13 protein-coding genes and 1 pseudogene are annotated in these 15,416 nt (G+C 42.1%); 6 read left to right on the top strand and 8 right to left on the bottom strand.

Going from position 1 to position 15,416, the window contains the following annotated elements; all coding sequences use genetic code 11:
* Window positions 1-19: 19 nt before the first annotated feature.
* Both aat and trxB read right to left on the bottom strand, forming a co-directional pair.
* A complete protein-coding gene (gene aat / locus AC4CU3_RS05120; protein WP_062034249.1) occupies window positions 20-751 on the bottom strand; it encodes a leucyl/phenylalanyl-tRNA--protein transferase in 732 nt (243 codons plus the stop codon).
* Between the two features lie 86 nt (window positions 752-837).
* Window positions 838-1,791 (bottom strand): thioredoxin-disulfide reductase, encoded by a 954-nt coding sequence (gene trxB, locus AC4CU3_RS05115; RefSeq protein ID WP_279042837.1) that lies wholly within the window; start codon window positions 1,789-1,791, stop codon window positions 838-840.
* A gap of 295 nt (window positions 1,792-2,086) precedes the next feature.
* On the opposite strand from trxB, the gene AC4CU3_RS05110 reads away from it, so the two are divergent.
* Together AC4CU3_RS05110 and AC4CU3_RS05105 are read left to right on the top strand one after the other, a co-directional pair.
* Entirely contained in the window at window positions 2,087-5,182 is a 3,096-nt protein-coding gene (locus AC4CU3_RS05110) for a DNA translocase FtsK (RefSeq protein ID WP_279042835.1), read from the top strand.
* 57 nt (window positions 5,183-5,239) lie between these two features.
* Window positions 5,240-6,145, top strand: coding sequence for an AEC family transporter (locus AC4CU3_RS05105; RefSeq protein ID WP_279042833.1), 906 nt, complete (start codon window positions 5,240-5,242; stop codon window positions 6,143-6,145).
* A 56-nt stretch (window positions 6,146-6,201) separates the two neighbouring features.
* Here the strand turns inward: AC4CU3_RS05105 and AC4CU3_RS05100 are convergent, their stop codons facing one another.
* The 5 genes and pseudogenes from AC4CU3_RS05100 to AC4CU3_RS05080 form a co-directional block, all read right to left on the bottom strand.
* On the bottom strand, window positions 6,202-6,489 hold the full coding sequence (locus AC4CU3_RS05100; protein ID WP_004694907.1) for a PA4642 family protein: 288 nt from the start codon (window positions 6,487-6,489) through the stop codon (window positions 6,202-6,204).
* A 121-nt stretch (window positions 6,490-6,610) separates the two neighbouring features.
* Complete coding sequence (gene minE / locus AC4CU3_RS05095) at window positions 6,611-6,883, bottom strand: cell division topological specificity factor MinE (protein WP_004694905.1); 273 nt, start codon at window positions 6,881-6,883, stop codon at window positions 6,611-6,613.
* Between the two features lie 2 nt (window positions 6,884-6,885).
* Entirely contained in the window at window positions 6,886-7,698 is an 813-nt protein-coding gene (minD, locus tag AC4CU3_RS05090; protein WP_010326008.1) for a septum site-determining protein MinD, read from the bottom strand.
* Window positions 7,699-7,767: 69 nt separating this feature from the next.
* Complete coding sequence (gene minC / locus AC4CU3_RS05085; protein WP_005400167.1) at window positions 7,768-8,499, bottom strand: septum site-determining protein MinC; 732 nt, start codon at window positions 8,497-8,499, stop codon at window positions 7,768-7,770.
* A 123-nt stretch (window positions 8,500-8,622) separates the two neighbouring features.
* Window positions 8,623-9,603 (bottom strand): annotated as a pseudogene (locus AC4CU3_RS05080) (preprotein translocase subunit SecA); the annotation flags it as partial.
* A 56-nt stretch (window positions 9,604-9,659) separates the two neighbouring features.
* On the opposite strand from AC4CU3_RS05080, the gene AC4CU3_RS05075 reads away from it, so the two are divergent.
* On the top strand, window positions 9,660-10,688 hold the full coding sequence (locus tag AC4CU3_RS05075) for an IS701-like element ISAba11 family transposase (RefSeq protein WP_081316813.1): 1,029 nt from the start codon (window positions 9,660-9,662) through the stop codon (window positions 10,686-10,688).
* A gap of 100 nt (window positions 10,689-10,788) precedes the next feature.
* Here the strand turns inward: AC4CU3_RS05075 and yihG are convergent, their stop codons facing one another.
* Complete coding sequence (gene yihG / locus AC4CU3_RS05070; RefSeq protein WP_005400165.1) at window positions 10,789-11,721, bottom strand: 1-acylglycerol-3-phosphate O-acyltransferase, YihG family; 933 nt, start codon at window positions 11,719-11,721, stop codon at window positions 10,789-10,791.
* Window positions 11,722-11,978: 257 nt separating this feature from the next.
* Between yihG and AC4CU3_RS05065 the strand changes: the two genes are divergently transcribed.
* From AC4CU3_RS05065 to dut, 3 genes are all read left to right on the top strand, one after another.
* Window positions 11,979-12,629: a YiaD family glycine zipper/OmpA-like lipoprotein gene (locus tag AC4CU3_RS05065; RefSeq protein WP_005400164.1), complete on the top strand. Its 651-nt coding sequence runs from the start codon at window positions 11,979-11,981 to the stop codon at window positions 12,627-12,629.
* Between the two features lie 126 nt (window positions 12,630-12,755).
* On the top strand, window positions 12,756-14,795 hold the full coding sequence (locus AC4CU3_RS05060; protein WP_004694892.1) for a UvrD-helicase domain-containing protein: 2,040 nt from the start codon (window positions 12,756-12,758) through the stop codon (window positions 14,793-14,795).
* 43 nt (window positions 14,796-14,838) lie between these two features.
* On the top strand, window positions 14,839-15,291 hold the full coding sequence (gene dut, locus AC4CU3_RS05055) for a dUTP diphosphatase (protein WP_004694889.1): 453 nt from the start codon (window positions 14,839-14,841) through the stop codon (window positions 15,289-15,291).
* The last annotated feature ends 125 nt before the right edge of the window (window positions 15,292-15,416 follow it).

The raw sequence follows: 15,416 nt of genomic DNA, 5'->3' as shown, positions 1-15,416 counted from the left end.
TAAATCCCTCTATTATTCTTTATTCGGTCAGTCGCGCATTTTGCGCTATTGTTTTACTTGAAAATACACCCTCCTGATACATTTTCCAATCGATAGCGGGTTGATTTACAACATCTTGTAACGATTTTAAATAGGTTTGCCGAGAAAGTGTACAAGCACCGAGGCTTAACAGATGATCATTGACCAATTGGCAGTCGATCCAAGGCAGCTTATTTTCACGTCCAATCAACATCAGCGTATAAAAGGCCATTTTTGAGACATCCGTTTCGGTACTGAACATGGACTCCCCAAAACAGCCGTGTCCAATGCTGATGCCATATAGTCCACCAACCAAGCGTGTTTGATCCCATACTTCAACACTATAGCCATAACCTGCATCAAACATTGCGCAGTAGCCATCTATAATGTCTTCACTGATCCACGTGTCATCAGCGTAGCTGCGTGGTAGTGAGCAGGCACGGATCACCCGTTCAAAAGCTTGATTGATGGTGATGCGATAATCTTGCTTTTTCATGCTCCGAAGGAGAGTTTTACTGGGCTGATAATCCTGCGGACGGATGATGCAACGTGGCTCGGGGCACCACCAGCAAATGGGCTCACCTGTAGAGAACCATGGAAATAAACCATGGGTATAGGCTTCAAACAGGGTAGAAGGGGAGAGGTCTGCACCGATACAAATTAAGCCTTCACCCTCGGGGTCAACTTCAAGCGGATCGGGAAAGATATACTCAGAAGGCGGTAACTGCTGCATAGTGATGTGTATACATGATAAAAAATGACTTTAAGATCATACATAAAAAAACCGCCTATGGAAGGCGATCTTTTTCAAGGCTTAGATTATTCGCCTAAAGCATCCAAATACTTTTCCGCATCTAGCGCAGCCATACAGCCAGACCCCGCTGAAGTGATCGCTTGACGATAAACGCTATCAGCAATGTCGCCTGCTGCGAATACACCAGCGACGGAAGCAGCTGTGGCATTACCAGATGTACCGCTTTGAACTTGGATATAGCCATCACGTAAGTTCAATTGACCATCAAACATTGCGCTGTTTGGTTTGTGGCCAATTGCAACAAACAAACCTTGGACATCAATATCTTGTGTAGATTCGTCTTGAGTTGATTTTAAGCGAACTGCGGTTACACCCGTGTTGTCACCTAAAACTTCATCCACTTGGTGATTCCAAATGATGCTGATTTTGCCTTCTTTTTCTTTCTCAAATAAATGATCTTGAAGAATTTTTTCAGAACGTAATGAGTCACGACGGTGAACCAAAGTCACATGCGATGCAATGTTAGACAAATATAGTGCTTCTTCAACGGCAGTATTACCGCCACCGACAACCATGACTTTTTGGTTTTTATAGAAGAAACCATCACAGGTTGCACATGCGCTCACGCCTTGGCCCATAAAAGCAGCTTCAGACTCAAGACCTAAGTACTGAGCGGTCGCACCTGTGGCAATAATCAGTGCATCACAAGTGAACTCATCCATGTCACCTTTGAGTACAAATGGACGTACAGAAAGATCGACTTCATTGATATGATCGTAGATGATTTCAGTACCAAAGCGTTCAGCATGCGCTTGCATACGTTCCATCAGTGCAGGACCTGTTAAGCCTTCAGGGTCACCCGGCCAGTTATCAACTTCAGTCGTTGTCGTTAGCTGACCACCGAGTTGGATACCCGCAATCAATGTCGGCTTTAAGTTAGCACGCGCGGCATATACCGCAGCGCTGTAACCCGCAGGGCCTGAACCGAGAATAATCAAACGTGAGTGACGAGCGTTCATACGTAGAATCCTTTTTTTATTTAGAAATTTGTGGAATTATACGTGAAACTCTATAACAGTTGTGTGAGTTCAATGTCGATATTATTGATCAATCAAATCGATTTGAGCTATATAGAAGAAATATACGGTGTAGAGCGGGAAAAAGTGGAAAAATCATCTGCTCGCTATACATAAAGCATTTAAGAATAGTGCATCTTTTTATAAAGAAGAGGTGCATAATATGACGTTTATTGTGAAACTTTTGCTTTAGGTTTCGAACAAAAACATTAATGAAGAATTTGTTACAGGACAGTATATGACTGAGGTGTCGGGTGCTTATGCACAGCGCTTATTAATGACATTATTTTTAGTCTCGTTTGGCATTTATTTGTTCCTTGCTACCGTGACCTATACCCCATTTGATCCGGGCTGGATGCATATATCAAGTGATACCTTGCAAGTCTCGAATGCCAGTGGCGTTGCTGGGGCGTGGATTGCTGACTTACTGTTCGGTTTTTTAGGCTGGGCAAGTCTACTTATTCCTGTGTTTTTGTTCATTGAAGCCATTCAAGTCTGGTGGCCGCATAGTTTTTTAAACCGCCCATTTCGTTATGCTGCACAATTCTTTATTTTGCTTGCAACCGCCAGCTTACTGTTCTTGTTTTGGAAAGTTCCAGCGGACACTTTAGACAATGCCTCTGGCGGCATTATTGGTTATGAACTGGGACAAAGTTTGTCGCAGATTTTAACCATTTACGGTGCAACCTTATTTTTGGTCGTGTTTACCGTGGTCTTATTGACCTTGGCTTTCGGTATCAAATGGAACCGTACTTTCGCGACCCTCAAAGCAACTCCTGCATATTTACAAGATTTATTTTACCGCAACGTACCTGAAAGCGAGTCTGCCTTTGATCGTACGACGCCAAGCGTCAAAAAAGAAGTGATTGCAACGGCACCGAAAAAGGGTATTGAAGCAACGGAATTGGTCGAGGCGCCAGTAGCCGTGCAAGAGGCATCAGTTAAAGCACCTCAGCGCGACTATTCAGCAGAGCATTTGTTTAATGACATGGTGGCCAAAGAGCAACGTGTTCAAGAACAACAGGTGGATGTGGATGATGAGGTAGAGCTTGAGCGGACTATAGAAAAAGCGCACCAATTAGAACAAGACAGTCAGCGCGTGGTAGCGACAGGGGAAGTGTGGCGTGCATTAAACTCAGGTGAAGATCAACGTCATAAAAATGATATTGATGCTTTACTTCGTGCTGCCGAAGAAGATCGCCCATTTAGCCCAGAACAACATTTTCAAGCAGGGGTTCAAGATCATACAACCCCAATTGCTGATCCTCATTATTTCCAAGACGATGCCCCTGCACAGAAGAAAAATGTCGATTGGGATGATGATGAAATCTTTGACGAGCTGCTTGCTGCCGTACCCAATGGCAAAACAGCAACGGATGTTCACAGCCCCTTCAATACGCCTGAACTGGTATCTCATTTACATGTGGTTGAAGATCCAATTGCGGTGGCTGAGGTTGCAACCTTAAGTGCTGCGGCAAGTCCCGTTGCGTTACAAGCAGCGCCGAGTGGAATTGCAAAAGCACAGCTTGATGAGTTGGATGATTTAGACGAATTCCTTGCTGAGGATTGGTCGGAGCAGAAAGTTGCTGCTTCAGATGTACGCACCAGCAGTAGTTATGCGCAGTCATCTGCTTTTGTACAAGCACCTATTCAGCATCATAATACCGTAAGCACAAGTACTACAGCGGCTGTAGCCAAAGAAGTTTTGTCCAAAGAAGCGTTTATTGAAGCATGGCAGGACACTGCTGGAAAACCGCAAGAAGAAGACGACTTCGATTTTGATGCGCCATTGACGGATGCATCAGGCCGTCCAATGTCTTTGTCCATGCAAGTAGCAGAGCATCGTCGTGATTTATCACCGCTGCCAGGACTGGATTTACTGGATGAAGTTGACCTCAATAAAAAAGTCAATTTCACTGCTGAACAGTTGGCGCGTTTATCTGAATTGCTTGAAATTAAACTACAAGAGTTCAATGTCAAAGCCAAAGTGGTCGAAGCGCAGCCAGGGCCTGTAGTGACTCGTTTTGAGTTGGATTTAGCACCAGGCGTTAAAGCCTCTAAAGTGACCAATATCTCACGAGATCTGGCACGTTCAATGTCCATGGCATCTGTACGTGTGGTTGAAGTTATTCCGGGTAAACCGTATATCGGGATTGAAGTGCCGAATAGCACACGTGAAATGGTACGTTTAATCGAGTTGTTGACCATTCCTGCTTTTACTGATCCGAATAGCATTCTTTCGATGGCAATGGGCAAAGATATTTCAGGTAATCCTGTCATTGCTGACTTAGGTAAAGCGCCGCATATGCTGGTTGCAGGCACCACAGGTTCAGGTAAATCGGTGGCAGTGAACTCGATGATTTTGTCGATGTTGTTGAAATATACGCCGAATGAGTTGCGTTTAATTTTGATTGACCCGAAACAGTTAGAACTTGCTAACTATAACGATATTCCACATTTGCTTACCCCAGTGGTCACGGACATGAAAGATGCAGTCAGTGCTTTGAACTGGTGTGTGAATGAAATGGAACGTCGCTATAAGCTGATGTCTTTCCTAAAAATTCGTAAGCTTGCGGACTATAACCGTAAAGTGGAAGAAGCGATTGCCAATGGCGAAGAGCTGATTGATCCGACTTGGAAAGCCAGTGATTCGGTTGCTGGTGAGCGCGCACCACGTTTGACCCCATTACCATCGATTGTGATTGTGGCGGATGAGTTTGCCGATATGATTATGCAGGTCGGTAAGAAAGCTGAAGAAATGATTACGCGTTTGGCACAAAAGTCACGTGCCGCAGGCATTCACTTGCTACTTGCAACGCAGCGTCCTTCGGTCGATGTAATTACTGGTCTGATTAAAGCCAATATTCCAACACGTGTGGCTTTACGCGTGAACTCAAAAATTGACTCACGCACGATTTTGGATGCTGGTGGGGCGGAAGACTTACTGGGTCATGGTGATATGTTGTTCTTAGGGCCGGGTAAAATTGAACCTGAACGTGTACATGGTGCCTTTATTGCCGATGATGAAGTGAACCGTATCTGCGATGCGTGGCGTGAACGAGGCTCACCAAATTATGTCGATGAAATCTTAACGCCATTTGATGAAGAGCCAAGCTCTCGTGGCTTTGAAGATGGCGATGGCGATCCAAACCGTGATGCACTTTATGACCAGTGCGTATCCTTTGTATTGGAAACACGCAAGGTTTCGGTGTCCTCGCTACAACGTAAGTTTAGTTTAGGCTATAACCGTGCCGCGCGGATTGTCGACCAAATGGAAGAAAACGGGATCGTGAGTGCGCAAGGTGCGAACGGTAAGCGAGAAATTTTAGTTTAAAAAGAAAGCCTGCGGATTGCAGGCTTTTTCTTAATCATTCAGTTTAGGCATCCAGTCATGCAAATTATTGATGCATTAATTCCATTGGTGGTACTCATTGCCATGGGGTATGTATTAAAGCGGTATCGCTTTTTAACGGTAGAATTTTGGCATGGTGCTGAAAGACTGAATTATTGGATTTTGTTTCCTGTTTTGCTGTTCAGTAGTCTAGCCACCGTTCATTTTAATGTCGGGCAAGTCCTGCCAGCCCTTGCTGTGGTCTTTACTGTGACCTTGCTGATGAGTGTGGTGCTATGGGTATTAAAAGCGGTGTATGGTACGCCTGTGTCGCAATTTGGCGTTTATTTACAGAGTCATATTCGCTTTAATACTTATATTGGTTTGACCAGTATGGCTTTGATTTTTGGCGCTGCAGGGATGCAAGTCTTTGCCATGATTATTGCCTTTGTTATTCCATTGGTGAATGTACTTTCCGTACTTGGTTTTTCTCAAGGGCAGGGACTGTCTTATAAAAATATTGCGTGGTCGGTTGCGAAAAATCCGCTGATTCTGGCTTGTCTGGTCGGGATTATTTTTAATTTTTCAGGTATGCATTTGCTCGAGAGCATGAGCCAATCTTTAAAGCTAGTAGCAGGGATGAGCCTTCCGCTTGGGCTCTTGTGTGTGGGCGCAGCACTCCAGTTTAATGCGTTAAAATATGCTGGCCGAGCGCTAATTCTAAATACCTTTGGGCGTTTAATCTTCGTGCCTATTTTAGCCTATGTAGGCTGTCTTTTATTTGGTTTAGCAACATTTGAAACCATGATTGTGGTGGTATTCTTCTCGCTCCCAACAGCCTCAGCAGCCTATGTCCTAACCAAATATTTTCAAGGGGATAGTCAACTCATGGCGGCAATCATTAGTTTGCAAACTTTGTGTTTCGGTTTGACTTTTCCACTTTGGATGTGGTTTTTACAGACATAAAAAATGCCAGTTCTACCGTACTGAGCTGGCATTTTAAAATTGCTGTTTTTGAAGAGTTAGGCAAATTTAGCCAAGACTTCTAAAAACGGTGCTGCTTGACGTGGATAAGCGGCAATTACGTCATGGATACGTTGACCTTCTGGATTGGTGGCATTAATGTCGCGACCATCCGTTTTAAATTGGGTGAGCAGACGCTCATAATCACTTGGGCGCATGTGTTTAAAGGCATGGTACAACACATGAAAGTCGCCATTCACACCTTCAGGAGGAAGCTGAGTTAAGTAGGCAAATACACGCTCATCTGACCATTCTTCATTGAACGTTGCTGGCTGAGATAATGCCATAGCAATCTCCTTGCTGGTTTAATCATTAAAAAAGGCAAAATATGGGAGACAAAGAAAATACTTTCTTGTGTCTGCGCATATTCTGCCTTGATTCAATTTACTTGACTAATCAAAAATCAGATTAACGTTCTTCAGGCAAATTGATATTCATTTCAAGCATTTCAATATTCGCTTCAGAACGGACAGCCATTTGAATGTGCTGTTCATCTACACCGCGAACATAGCGATTCACCACTTGCATGATTTCTTTCTTCATTTGGTCGATTTTGTCTTGGCTAAGACGTTTACCTAAACCGCTTTCAGACGCTACGATGACTTTCAAACGATCTTTTGCGGTTTGAGCACTAGACGGTTTTTCATCATTACTAAAAAGCTTACTCCAAAATCCTGCCATGTCTACGCTCCAAATAGTCGTGCTAACCAGCCTTTAGGCTTCACCGTAATATGACGGTAAGGACGTTCTTCACCTAAGAAACGTGCCACAAGGTCATCATAGGCTTGGCCTGCTGCTTCTTCAGTAAAGAGAATCACTGGTTTACCTTCGTTAGATGCTTGTAAAACACTCTTACACTCAGGAATCACTCCCAAAGTTGGCACACGTAAAATATCTTTAGAAATGTCGTCAATGGTTAACATTTCTTGTTTATCCGCACGTTCAGGGTTGAAGCGTGTGATACACAAGTGTTTACGAATACGACCTTCATTCATTTCAACTTTTTTGGTTTTGCTGTCGAGCATACCAATAATACGGTCAGAGTCACGTACAGATGAAATTTCAGGGTTGGTCACAATAATCGCTTCATCGGCATGGTACATTGCTAAAATTGCACCGCGTTCGATACCTGCAGGTGAGTCACAAATAATGTAGTCAAACTCTTGTGACAACTCATCCATGACACGTGCTACGCCTTCATCAGTTAAGGCATCTTTATCACGGGTTTGCGACGCAGGTAAAATATATAAATTCTCGATATCTTTATCGCGGATAAGCGCTTGTTGTAATCGAGCTTCGTTATTTAATACATTGACAAAATCATACACAACGCGGCGTTCACAACCCATGATCAAATCAAGGTTACGTAAACCTACGTCAAAATCGATCACAACAGTTTTGTGACCACGTAGGGCTAAACCTGTTGCAAAAGATGCGCTTGTCGTAGTTTTGCCTACGCCACCTTTGCCTGATGTTACGACAACAATTTTCGCCACCGAATCCACTCCTGTTATGGTTTAAATCCCCTTATTTATCATTTGGGGCTTTTGGTGTTTATTTATACATTAAAATTCAAGCGCTTCAAATACAAGCTCTTGTTGATCATTTAAGTAAATATGTGTTGGGCGTTTTAAATGCTGCGCTGGAATATCATCTGCAACACAATAGGTCCCTGCAATTGAAACCAATTCGGCTTCTAAAGCATGACAGAAGATGCGTGCAGCGCTGTTTCCGCCCGCGCCGGCAATGACTCTACCACGAGCACTACCATAAATATGTATATTTCCTGAAGCAATCACTTCCGAGCCACTGTTAATCCCTGCGGTAATAATGATATCGCCTTGATTTTGCACCAAGCACTGACCCGTACGTAAAATTTCGTCATGGTATGAAGTCGCATGGCGAATAACAGGTGCTACCGCAACTGGCGTATTGGTAGAAGCTGTCGCAGCAGGAGCAGGGGCTTCAACCACTTGCTCTTTGGTTGCTTTGACTTCTTGAAGTTGCGAGCTAATACCATGACCTTGCGCGGGAATCACAGGGAACTGAATGGCACGGGCTTGTTCAGCCAAAATTCCTTCTTGTACTGCCATTGGCTGTACATCCAGATCCAGTAATAATTGAATCAAGGAAATTAACTCTTGCTCAACGCTACTTTCCAGAACAACTAATGCTCCAGCAGTCGATGCATTTTGTAATGTTTTACTTAATTGCTGTCGGATTGCATCATGATCATTGGTGTCAAGGGTAATGCGAATCGCATTGACCATTCTGCCAGTTATCCGGATATCAGCCATAATTTTTCCTTAAGACTTCTCAGATTTATTTTTTACTAAAGAAGTGATGTTGTAAATAGAGCAAATCCTAGAACAAAATGAAGGATTGCACTAGCTGCGTTTGTAATATTTTTACCTTAATGCTTATTCTTTGGCTTGATCATCTTTTTCAAGCTCTTCTAACCACTGTTTCACCTTAACTTGCTTGCGAATGGCATCCAAACTTTCATAGACCACAGACTCAACCAACTGTTCCAAAGACTGATTATCGATTTTTAAATCACTGACTTTTTCAGCTATCAAGCGATAGGTGGCATTGGGCTGTGCAGGATTTCCCACCACCATTGGTTCCAGTAAACCTTGTGTGATGTTTTCACCGAGTCGTTGTCCGATACTTTGAATTTGTTGCTCAATTCTTCCACCCACAATTGGGATTAAACGCAGTAATTGGGTGAGTTCAGGGGTATCTTCAATCGCACGATTCACAATCAGGCCGACATTTTGAGCAATAAAATATTGACGTTGTTTCAGTTCAGTGGCGAGAGATTCTTGTAAAATTTCAGCCAATGCTTGTGCAAATAAAGTCCGATGATGATCGACCAGGTCATGGATAATTTTTTTATGGGTCGAACTGGTATTTAATTCGTGCTTCACCCCATCCAATACAGTAATCACGACGCGGTCAGAGAGCTCTTCCATCACCACGCGGTAGTAAAATTTGGCCTTGGCTTGTACCGACTCAGGAATCACGTTATAGCCCAACTCATGCAGGCGAAAAGCAATCACCCCCGCACGAAATAATCTTAAAAAACGTAAATGAGGAATAATGGCTAAAATTTCGTACCAATGAATGAAGGGAAAGAAAAACCAGCGACGATGGTGTCGATACACGATGGCAATGCCCCAACGCACCAATAATTCAGTAATCAAGAACAGAATAAACCAAGCTTCTGTGGTGATGACCCACGGATGCAAATGCTCACGATAGAAGCTTAAGACACTTTCTAGGTGAATGGCATGGAAAAACCATCCACCGATATTGCTCATGATAAAAAAATTAGCACACAAACAAAACAAGTTAAAAATGATGAGAAACACCATAAAAATGTCATAGATCAAAAACAGTAGGACTTACGCATTGACGGATTCAAAAAAGTATTAAAATACTTTATAAAGTATCTGTGATCAGACGAATTAAACATGCTTCTACAGCAACTTGTACTCTACCCATTTATATGGGCTTTCTCATGACAGAACCGAACTCTATTAGCTGCACACAACTTGCCGAGACTTATAATATCTCGCATGATAGTGTAAATCGCTTTCTAGAGCGTGAAGACTACACACCTCACGACCTATATCAAGAAGCAATTCAACATATTGATAATAATAAACTTATAGTCAGTATTGATGATACTGTTTTAGATAAACCGTATAGTCAGCATATGGACTTAGTTAGCTATTTTTGGTCAGGCAAACACCACCGATCCGTCAAGGGTATTAATCTCATTACCTTGTATGCGACAGATCAAAATGGTCAAAATATTCCAATTAATTTCCGAATTTATGACAAATCTGAAAGTAAAACCAAGAATGATTACTTTATGGATATGTTAAGTGAAGTACTCAGTTGGGGTGCAAAGATTCAATTTATTACAGGTGATAGTTGGTATTCATCGACTGGAAATCTAAAAACCATAAGAAAATATGGTATTCGATTTATGTTTGGTATCGACTGTAACCGTAAGGTTTCCCCAGAAAAAGGACAATGGTTTCAACTGCGTTTATTGCCGAATTTCCATCAGGGTCAAGTGGTCTGGCTCAAAGATTTTGGCTTTGTACAATTATTTAAGACTCAGTTAAAAGAACAGCAGAGGTTTTATATTGTGCATCAAGATGAAGATGATTTATTGTCCTTTGAGGGTTTTCATGAATTACATTCAAGTCATTGGAAAATAGAACAATATCACCGAGTGATTAAACAGGTTTGTCATATTGAAAAGTTTCAAGTAAGACGATCTAAACTGATTTTGAATCATATTTTTTCAGCCTTGATGGCCTACGTCGAGATACAAAAGAACCAGTTTGAGCGGATCTTTGAAAATGTATATCGTTGGCAGAAGAAATTATTTAGACCAATCATCAAAGACTTCATTGATGACTTTATTCTCGATAAAAATCATCTGCTACCACAGAGAATCTATAAATAATACTGCGTAAGTCCTAAACAGTTTGAAATACAAACTTTGTGGATCAACCTGATGATATTTAGACTTTTTGACTTGGTTATTCTGCATCATGCATAGACCCTTACTGGGTTAAATTGGACGTTGAGTATTTGGCTTTCATTTTTTCAATCAATTGGTCTTTTTCAGTCCAAAGTTGATCGACCCACTGTTGGAATTGTTCACGAAAGTCTGCATCGTCTTCATAGTTTCCAGCGAGTACCCATGCAGGAATATCAAGCTTACGCAAATTAACCGCAATCCGTGGGACTTCTCCGAGCCAAAATTCGCTATAGCCAGGTGCGCCGTCGGGATAGACAATGGTCATATCTACCAAGGCATCAATGTTATTACCTAAAATACTTAAGGCCAAGGCTAAGCCACCCGCTTTCGGTTTAAGTAAATTTTGATAAGGCGATTGCTGCTGTGCATGTTTTTCTGGAGTAAAACGCGTGCCTTCCAAATAGTTTAACAGGGTGAATGGTTGGCTAAGCAGTTGTTCACAAGACTTGCGTGCCTCTTCCATATCGCGTGTTTTCAACGCAGGATTTTTTGCAATTTGTTCTTTACTATGCCTCTTCATCATCGGGAAGCCTAGAATTTTAAAAGCTTGGCCGACAAATGGAATAAAAATAAGTTCCCACTTGGTAAAAAAGCGGGTGAGGGGCATACGGGTTAAACCAAAATATTGGTTAACCGTGGTGTCGACCCAACTTTGATGGTTGCAAGTCATCAGGTAACGACCCTGCATACTTAGCTCAAGATCATCATCGACAGAAATGTCCCATTTCGTGTTGGGTAGGACATGATCGATTAAATAATTGTTCACAGCCAACCAGCTGTTGGTGATTTGAATATTGGTCTCATCCACTTTTTTTGATTTTTTAAACAGTTTGGTCAGGCCGAGTGCCAGCACTGGCGGACCATGAAAAAAAGTACTGCCTGTAATGACTGAACCAACAGTTAAACCACGTGTGATTTTTTTTAATAAAGGTTGTTTTTGGTTTGGTGATGACATAAAAATAAACCCTAAAATATAATGCGTTTCGCAACTCGTTCTATTTTCTAAAGGTCAATATAGTACGGGATGATCAAATAGAAAAGCACCAAACATTAACTGTGTAGAAATTGTGACGAAGAAAGCCTTGAAAAGGAAATTTTTTATTACATATTGTAAATAAAAGCTTTATTATTAACAAAAAATCAATGGTCTAGATCATCGTTTTACGACAATATTCGTTCTATAAACAAAACACACAAAGAAGGAGGCATGCGATGCGTGCACTAGCAATTTCCGCAGTCGTTGGGGCAATGGTTCTTACAGGTTGTCAAAGCACTGGTAATAACATTGGTGGTGTAGAATACGATAAAGCTGCTTTAGGAACCTTAATTGGTGCTGCTGCGGGTTATGGTATTTCTAAAGGGAACGCAAATACTAGCCGTCAAAACAACCGTGCTGCAGCGATTGGCGCAGTTGTCGGTGGTGCAACTGGTGTTTACCTTGACAACAAAGAGAAGAAACTTCGTCAACAAATGGCGGGTACTGGTGTAGAAGTTAACCGTAATCCAGATGGTTCTGTAGGCTTAATCATGCCGGGCAACATTACTTTTGATACCAACAAATCAAACATCAAGCCGAACTTCTATTCAACTTTAAACAAAGTTGCGCAAACCTTAACTGAAGATAACAAGAGCGGTATTCTTGTAACAGGTTATACAGACAGTACAGGTAATGATTCAATCAACATTCCTCTGTCTCAAGCGCGTGCGCAATCTGTAGCAAGCTACTTGGCATCTCAAGGTGTTTCTACAACACGTATTAATGCACAAGGTCAAGGTTCAGCAAACCCAATCGCGTCTAACGCGACTGCTGAAGGCCGTGAGCAAAACCGTCGTGTAGAAATCAGCATCTACGCAATTCAATAATTTTTATTGAAGACTGAAAAACCACCTTCGGGTGGTTTTTTTATGACTGTTAAAATATGAATTTGCATTATGCATCTGTAGCGGAGATGACTATAATCGAGCTCGGAATGAAATAGAGGAAAGACTATGTCACTGGCAAGTCAATTAAACGACAAGCAACTTGAAGCCATGAAATACACTCAAGGACCCTTGTTAGTACTTGCAGGGGCTGGTTCAGGTAAAACTTCGGTGATTACCCGTAAGATTGCCTACTTGGTGAAACACTGCGGCATTCCTGCTTATCGTATTACCGCGATGACGTTTACCAACAAAGCAGCACGTGAAATGAAAGAACGTGTCACCAAGCTGCTGTCACGTGAAGAGGCAAAAGGGCTTTCAGTCTCGACCTTCCACACCTTTGGCCTAAACATGTTGCGTTTAGAGCTGAAACACACGCCATTAAAAAATAATTTTTCTATTTTAGATGCAGACGACTGTAAGCGTATTTTGATGGACTTGATGCACCGTGACAATTTATCGGGTGCGGAAAGTAAAGAACTGATTGCCAAAGCCATGAAGATGATTTCAGATTGGAAAAACGATCTGATTCCACCTGAGCAAGCACACACCACCTGTGAAACCGCAGAAGATGTTCAGTTTGCGCACTTGTATCAACTGTATGAGCGTAATTTACGTGCCTATAATGCGGTCGATTTTGATGATCTGATTGTGATGCCGACGCGTCTTTTACAAGAAAATGCTGAAGTACGTGAGCGCTGGCAAAACCGTATTCGCTATTTATTGGTCGATGAGTATCAAGACACCAACACCGCACAGTATATTTTAGTGAAATTGCTGGTTGGGGTGATGGGACAGTTCACTGCGGTGGGGGATGATGACCAATCGATCTACGCATGGCGTGGTGCCAAGCCTGAAAACATGGCTTTGCTCAATGAAGATTTTCACAATTTAAAAGTAATTAAGCTCGAACAGAACTATCGTTCGACCAGTCGTATTTTAAAAGCGGCCAATACTGTGATTGGTAACAACCCGCATATTTTTGATAAAAAACTGTGGTCAGATAAAGGTCATGGTGAAGTAATTCGAGTGATTACGTGTCGCAATGATGACGATGAGTCAGAGCGCGTAGTGAAAGATTTAATTACGCATAAACTGATGAATGGTAAAAATTGGAAAGATTACGCCATTTTGTATCGAGGTAATTTCCAAGCACGTGCACTGGAAACACAACTGCGTCAAATGCAGATTCCGTATAAATTATCGGGTGGTCAGTCGTTCTTCGGACGGGCTGAAATCAAAGATGTGATGAGCTATTTGCGCGTCATTATTAACCCTGAAGATGACAGTGCATTTTTACGGATCATCAATACACCTAAACGTGCTATTGGGCCTGTGACTTTAGAAAAGCTGGGGCTGTTTGCACAAGAAAATCATTTGTCTTTGCTTTCAGCAGCGGGTGATCAGCGTCTCACTATGGTAATTCCTAAAAAAGCCACCACGCAGTTGGCGGAGTTTGCAGACTTCATTACCACCTTTACCCGTGAGTTGCTTGAGGATGATGAACCTGTACCGATTATTCGCAAGATGATGGTTGAAGCGGGTTATATCGACTATGTCAAAGAGTCTGCGGCGACGCCTGCGCAAGAAAAAACCAAGCTAGATAATATTGAAGTGCTGTATAGCAGTATTCAAAGTTTGATTAACCGTGCTGAAGATGTTGATGAGAAAAACATTGAAAGTGTAATTCGTAAAATGGTGTTGCTAGATATGTTAGAGCAGCAGCAAGAAGAAGAAGACACTGACAAAGTAAACTTGTTGACGCTGCATGCATCTAAAGGTCTAGAGTTTCCATATGTCTATCTGATTGGTCTTGAGGAAGAGTTACTGCCGCACAAAAACTCGATTGCTGCAGATACGGTTGAGGAAGAGCGTCGCCTGATGTACGTGGGCATCACCCGTGCGCGTCAGGGTTTAACCATCACGCTTGCAGAACAACGTAAGGCGGGCGGTCAAATGAAGCAAATGACACCAAGTCGCTTCTTGGATGAGTTGCCGCAAGATGAGTTGGAATGGTTGGGGCGTAAAAAGAAACTGGCGGGCAATGTCGATCCGAAATTACAAGCGCAACACTATTTGGACAATTTACGTGCGTTGATTAAGCGCTAAATATTTTTTTGTTTTAGAAATTTATTGTACTAGGAAAAAGAGAATGAAAGTTCAGGTTAAAGTGTTGGATTCACGTTTAGGCAATGAATGGCCAATGCCAACCTATGCGACAACGGGTTCAGCAGGCTTAGACCTTCGTGCATGTGTTGATGCTGCGACCGTCATTGAACCGGGACAAACTGTTTTGGTCAAAACGGGTTTATCTATTTATATTGAAGATCCACACTTTGCAGGTTTAATTTTACCGCGTTCAGGCCTAGGTCATAAGCACGGCATTGTTTTAGGTAACTTGGTGGGATTAATTGATTCGGACTATCAAGGTGAATTGATGGTGTCAGTTTGGAACCGTAGCCAAACAGCTTTCAGTTTAGAACCGGGTGAACGTCTTGCACAGTATGTACTTGTACCTGTGATTCAAGCCCAGTTCGATATTGTGAATGAATTTGAAGCAACAGAACGTGGTGCAGGTGGTTTCGGACATACTGGTCAAAACTAATCTCTCAGTGATAAAGTAAAACAACAAAGCCTCTCCATAAAAGAGGCTTTGTTGTTTTAATGCTGAATGATCATTTTTAGTTCATAAAAAGTTACAACTCTTTTTTGAATCCTTAGTAAAATTAA

The organism is Acinetobacter sp. 802_lipA (assembly GCF_058242885.1).
This window is presented reverse-complemented; position numbering and strand designations above follow the sequence as displayed.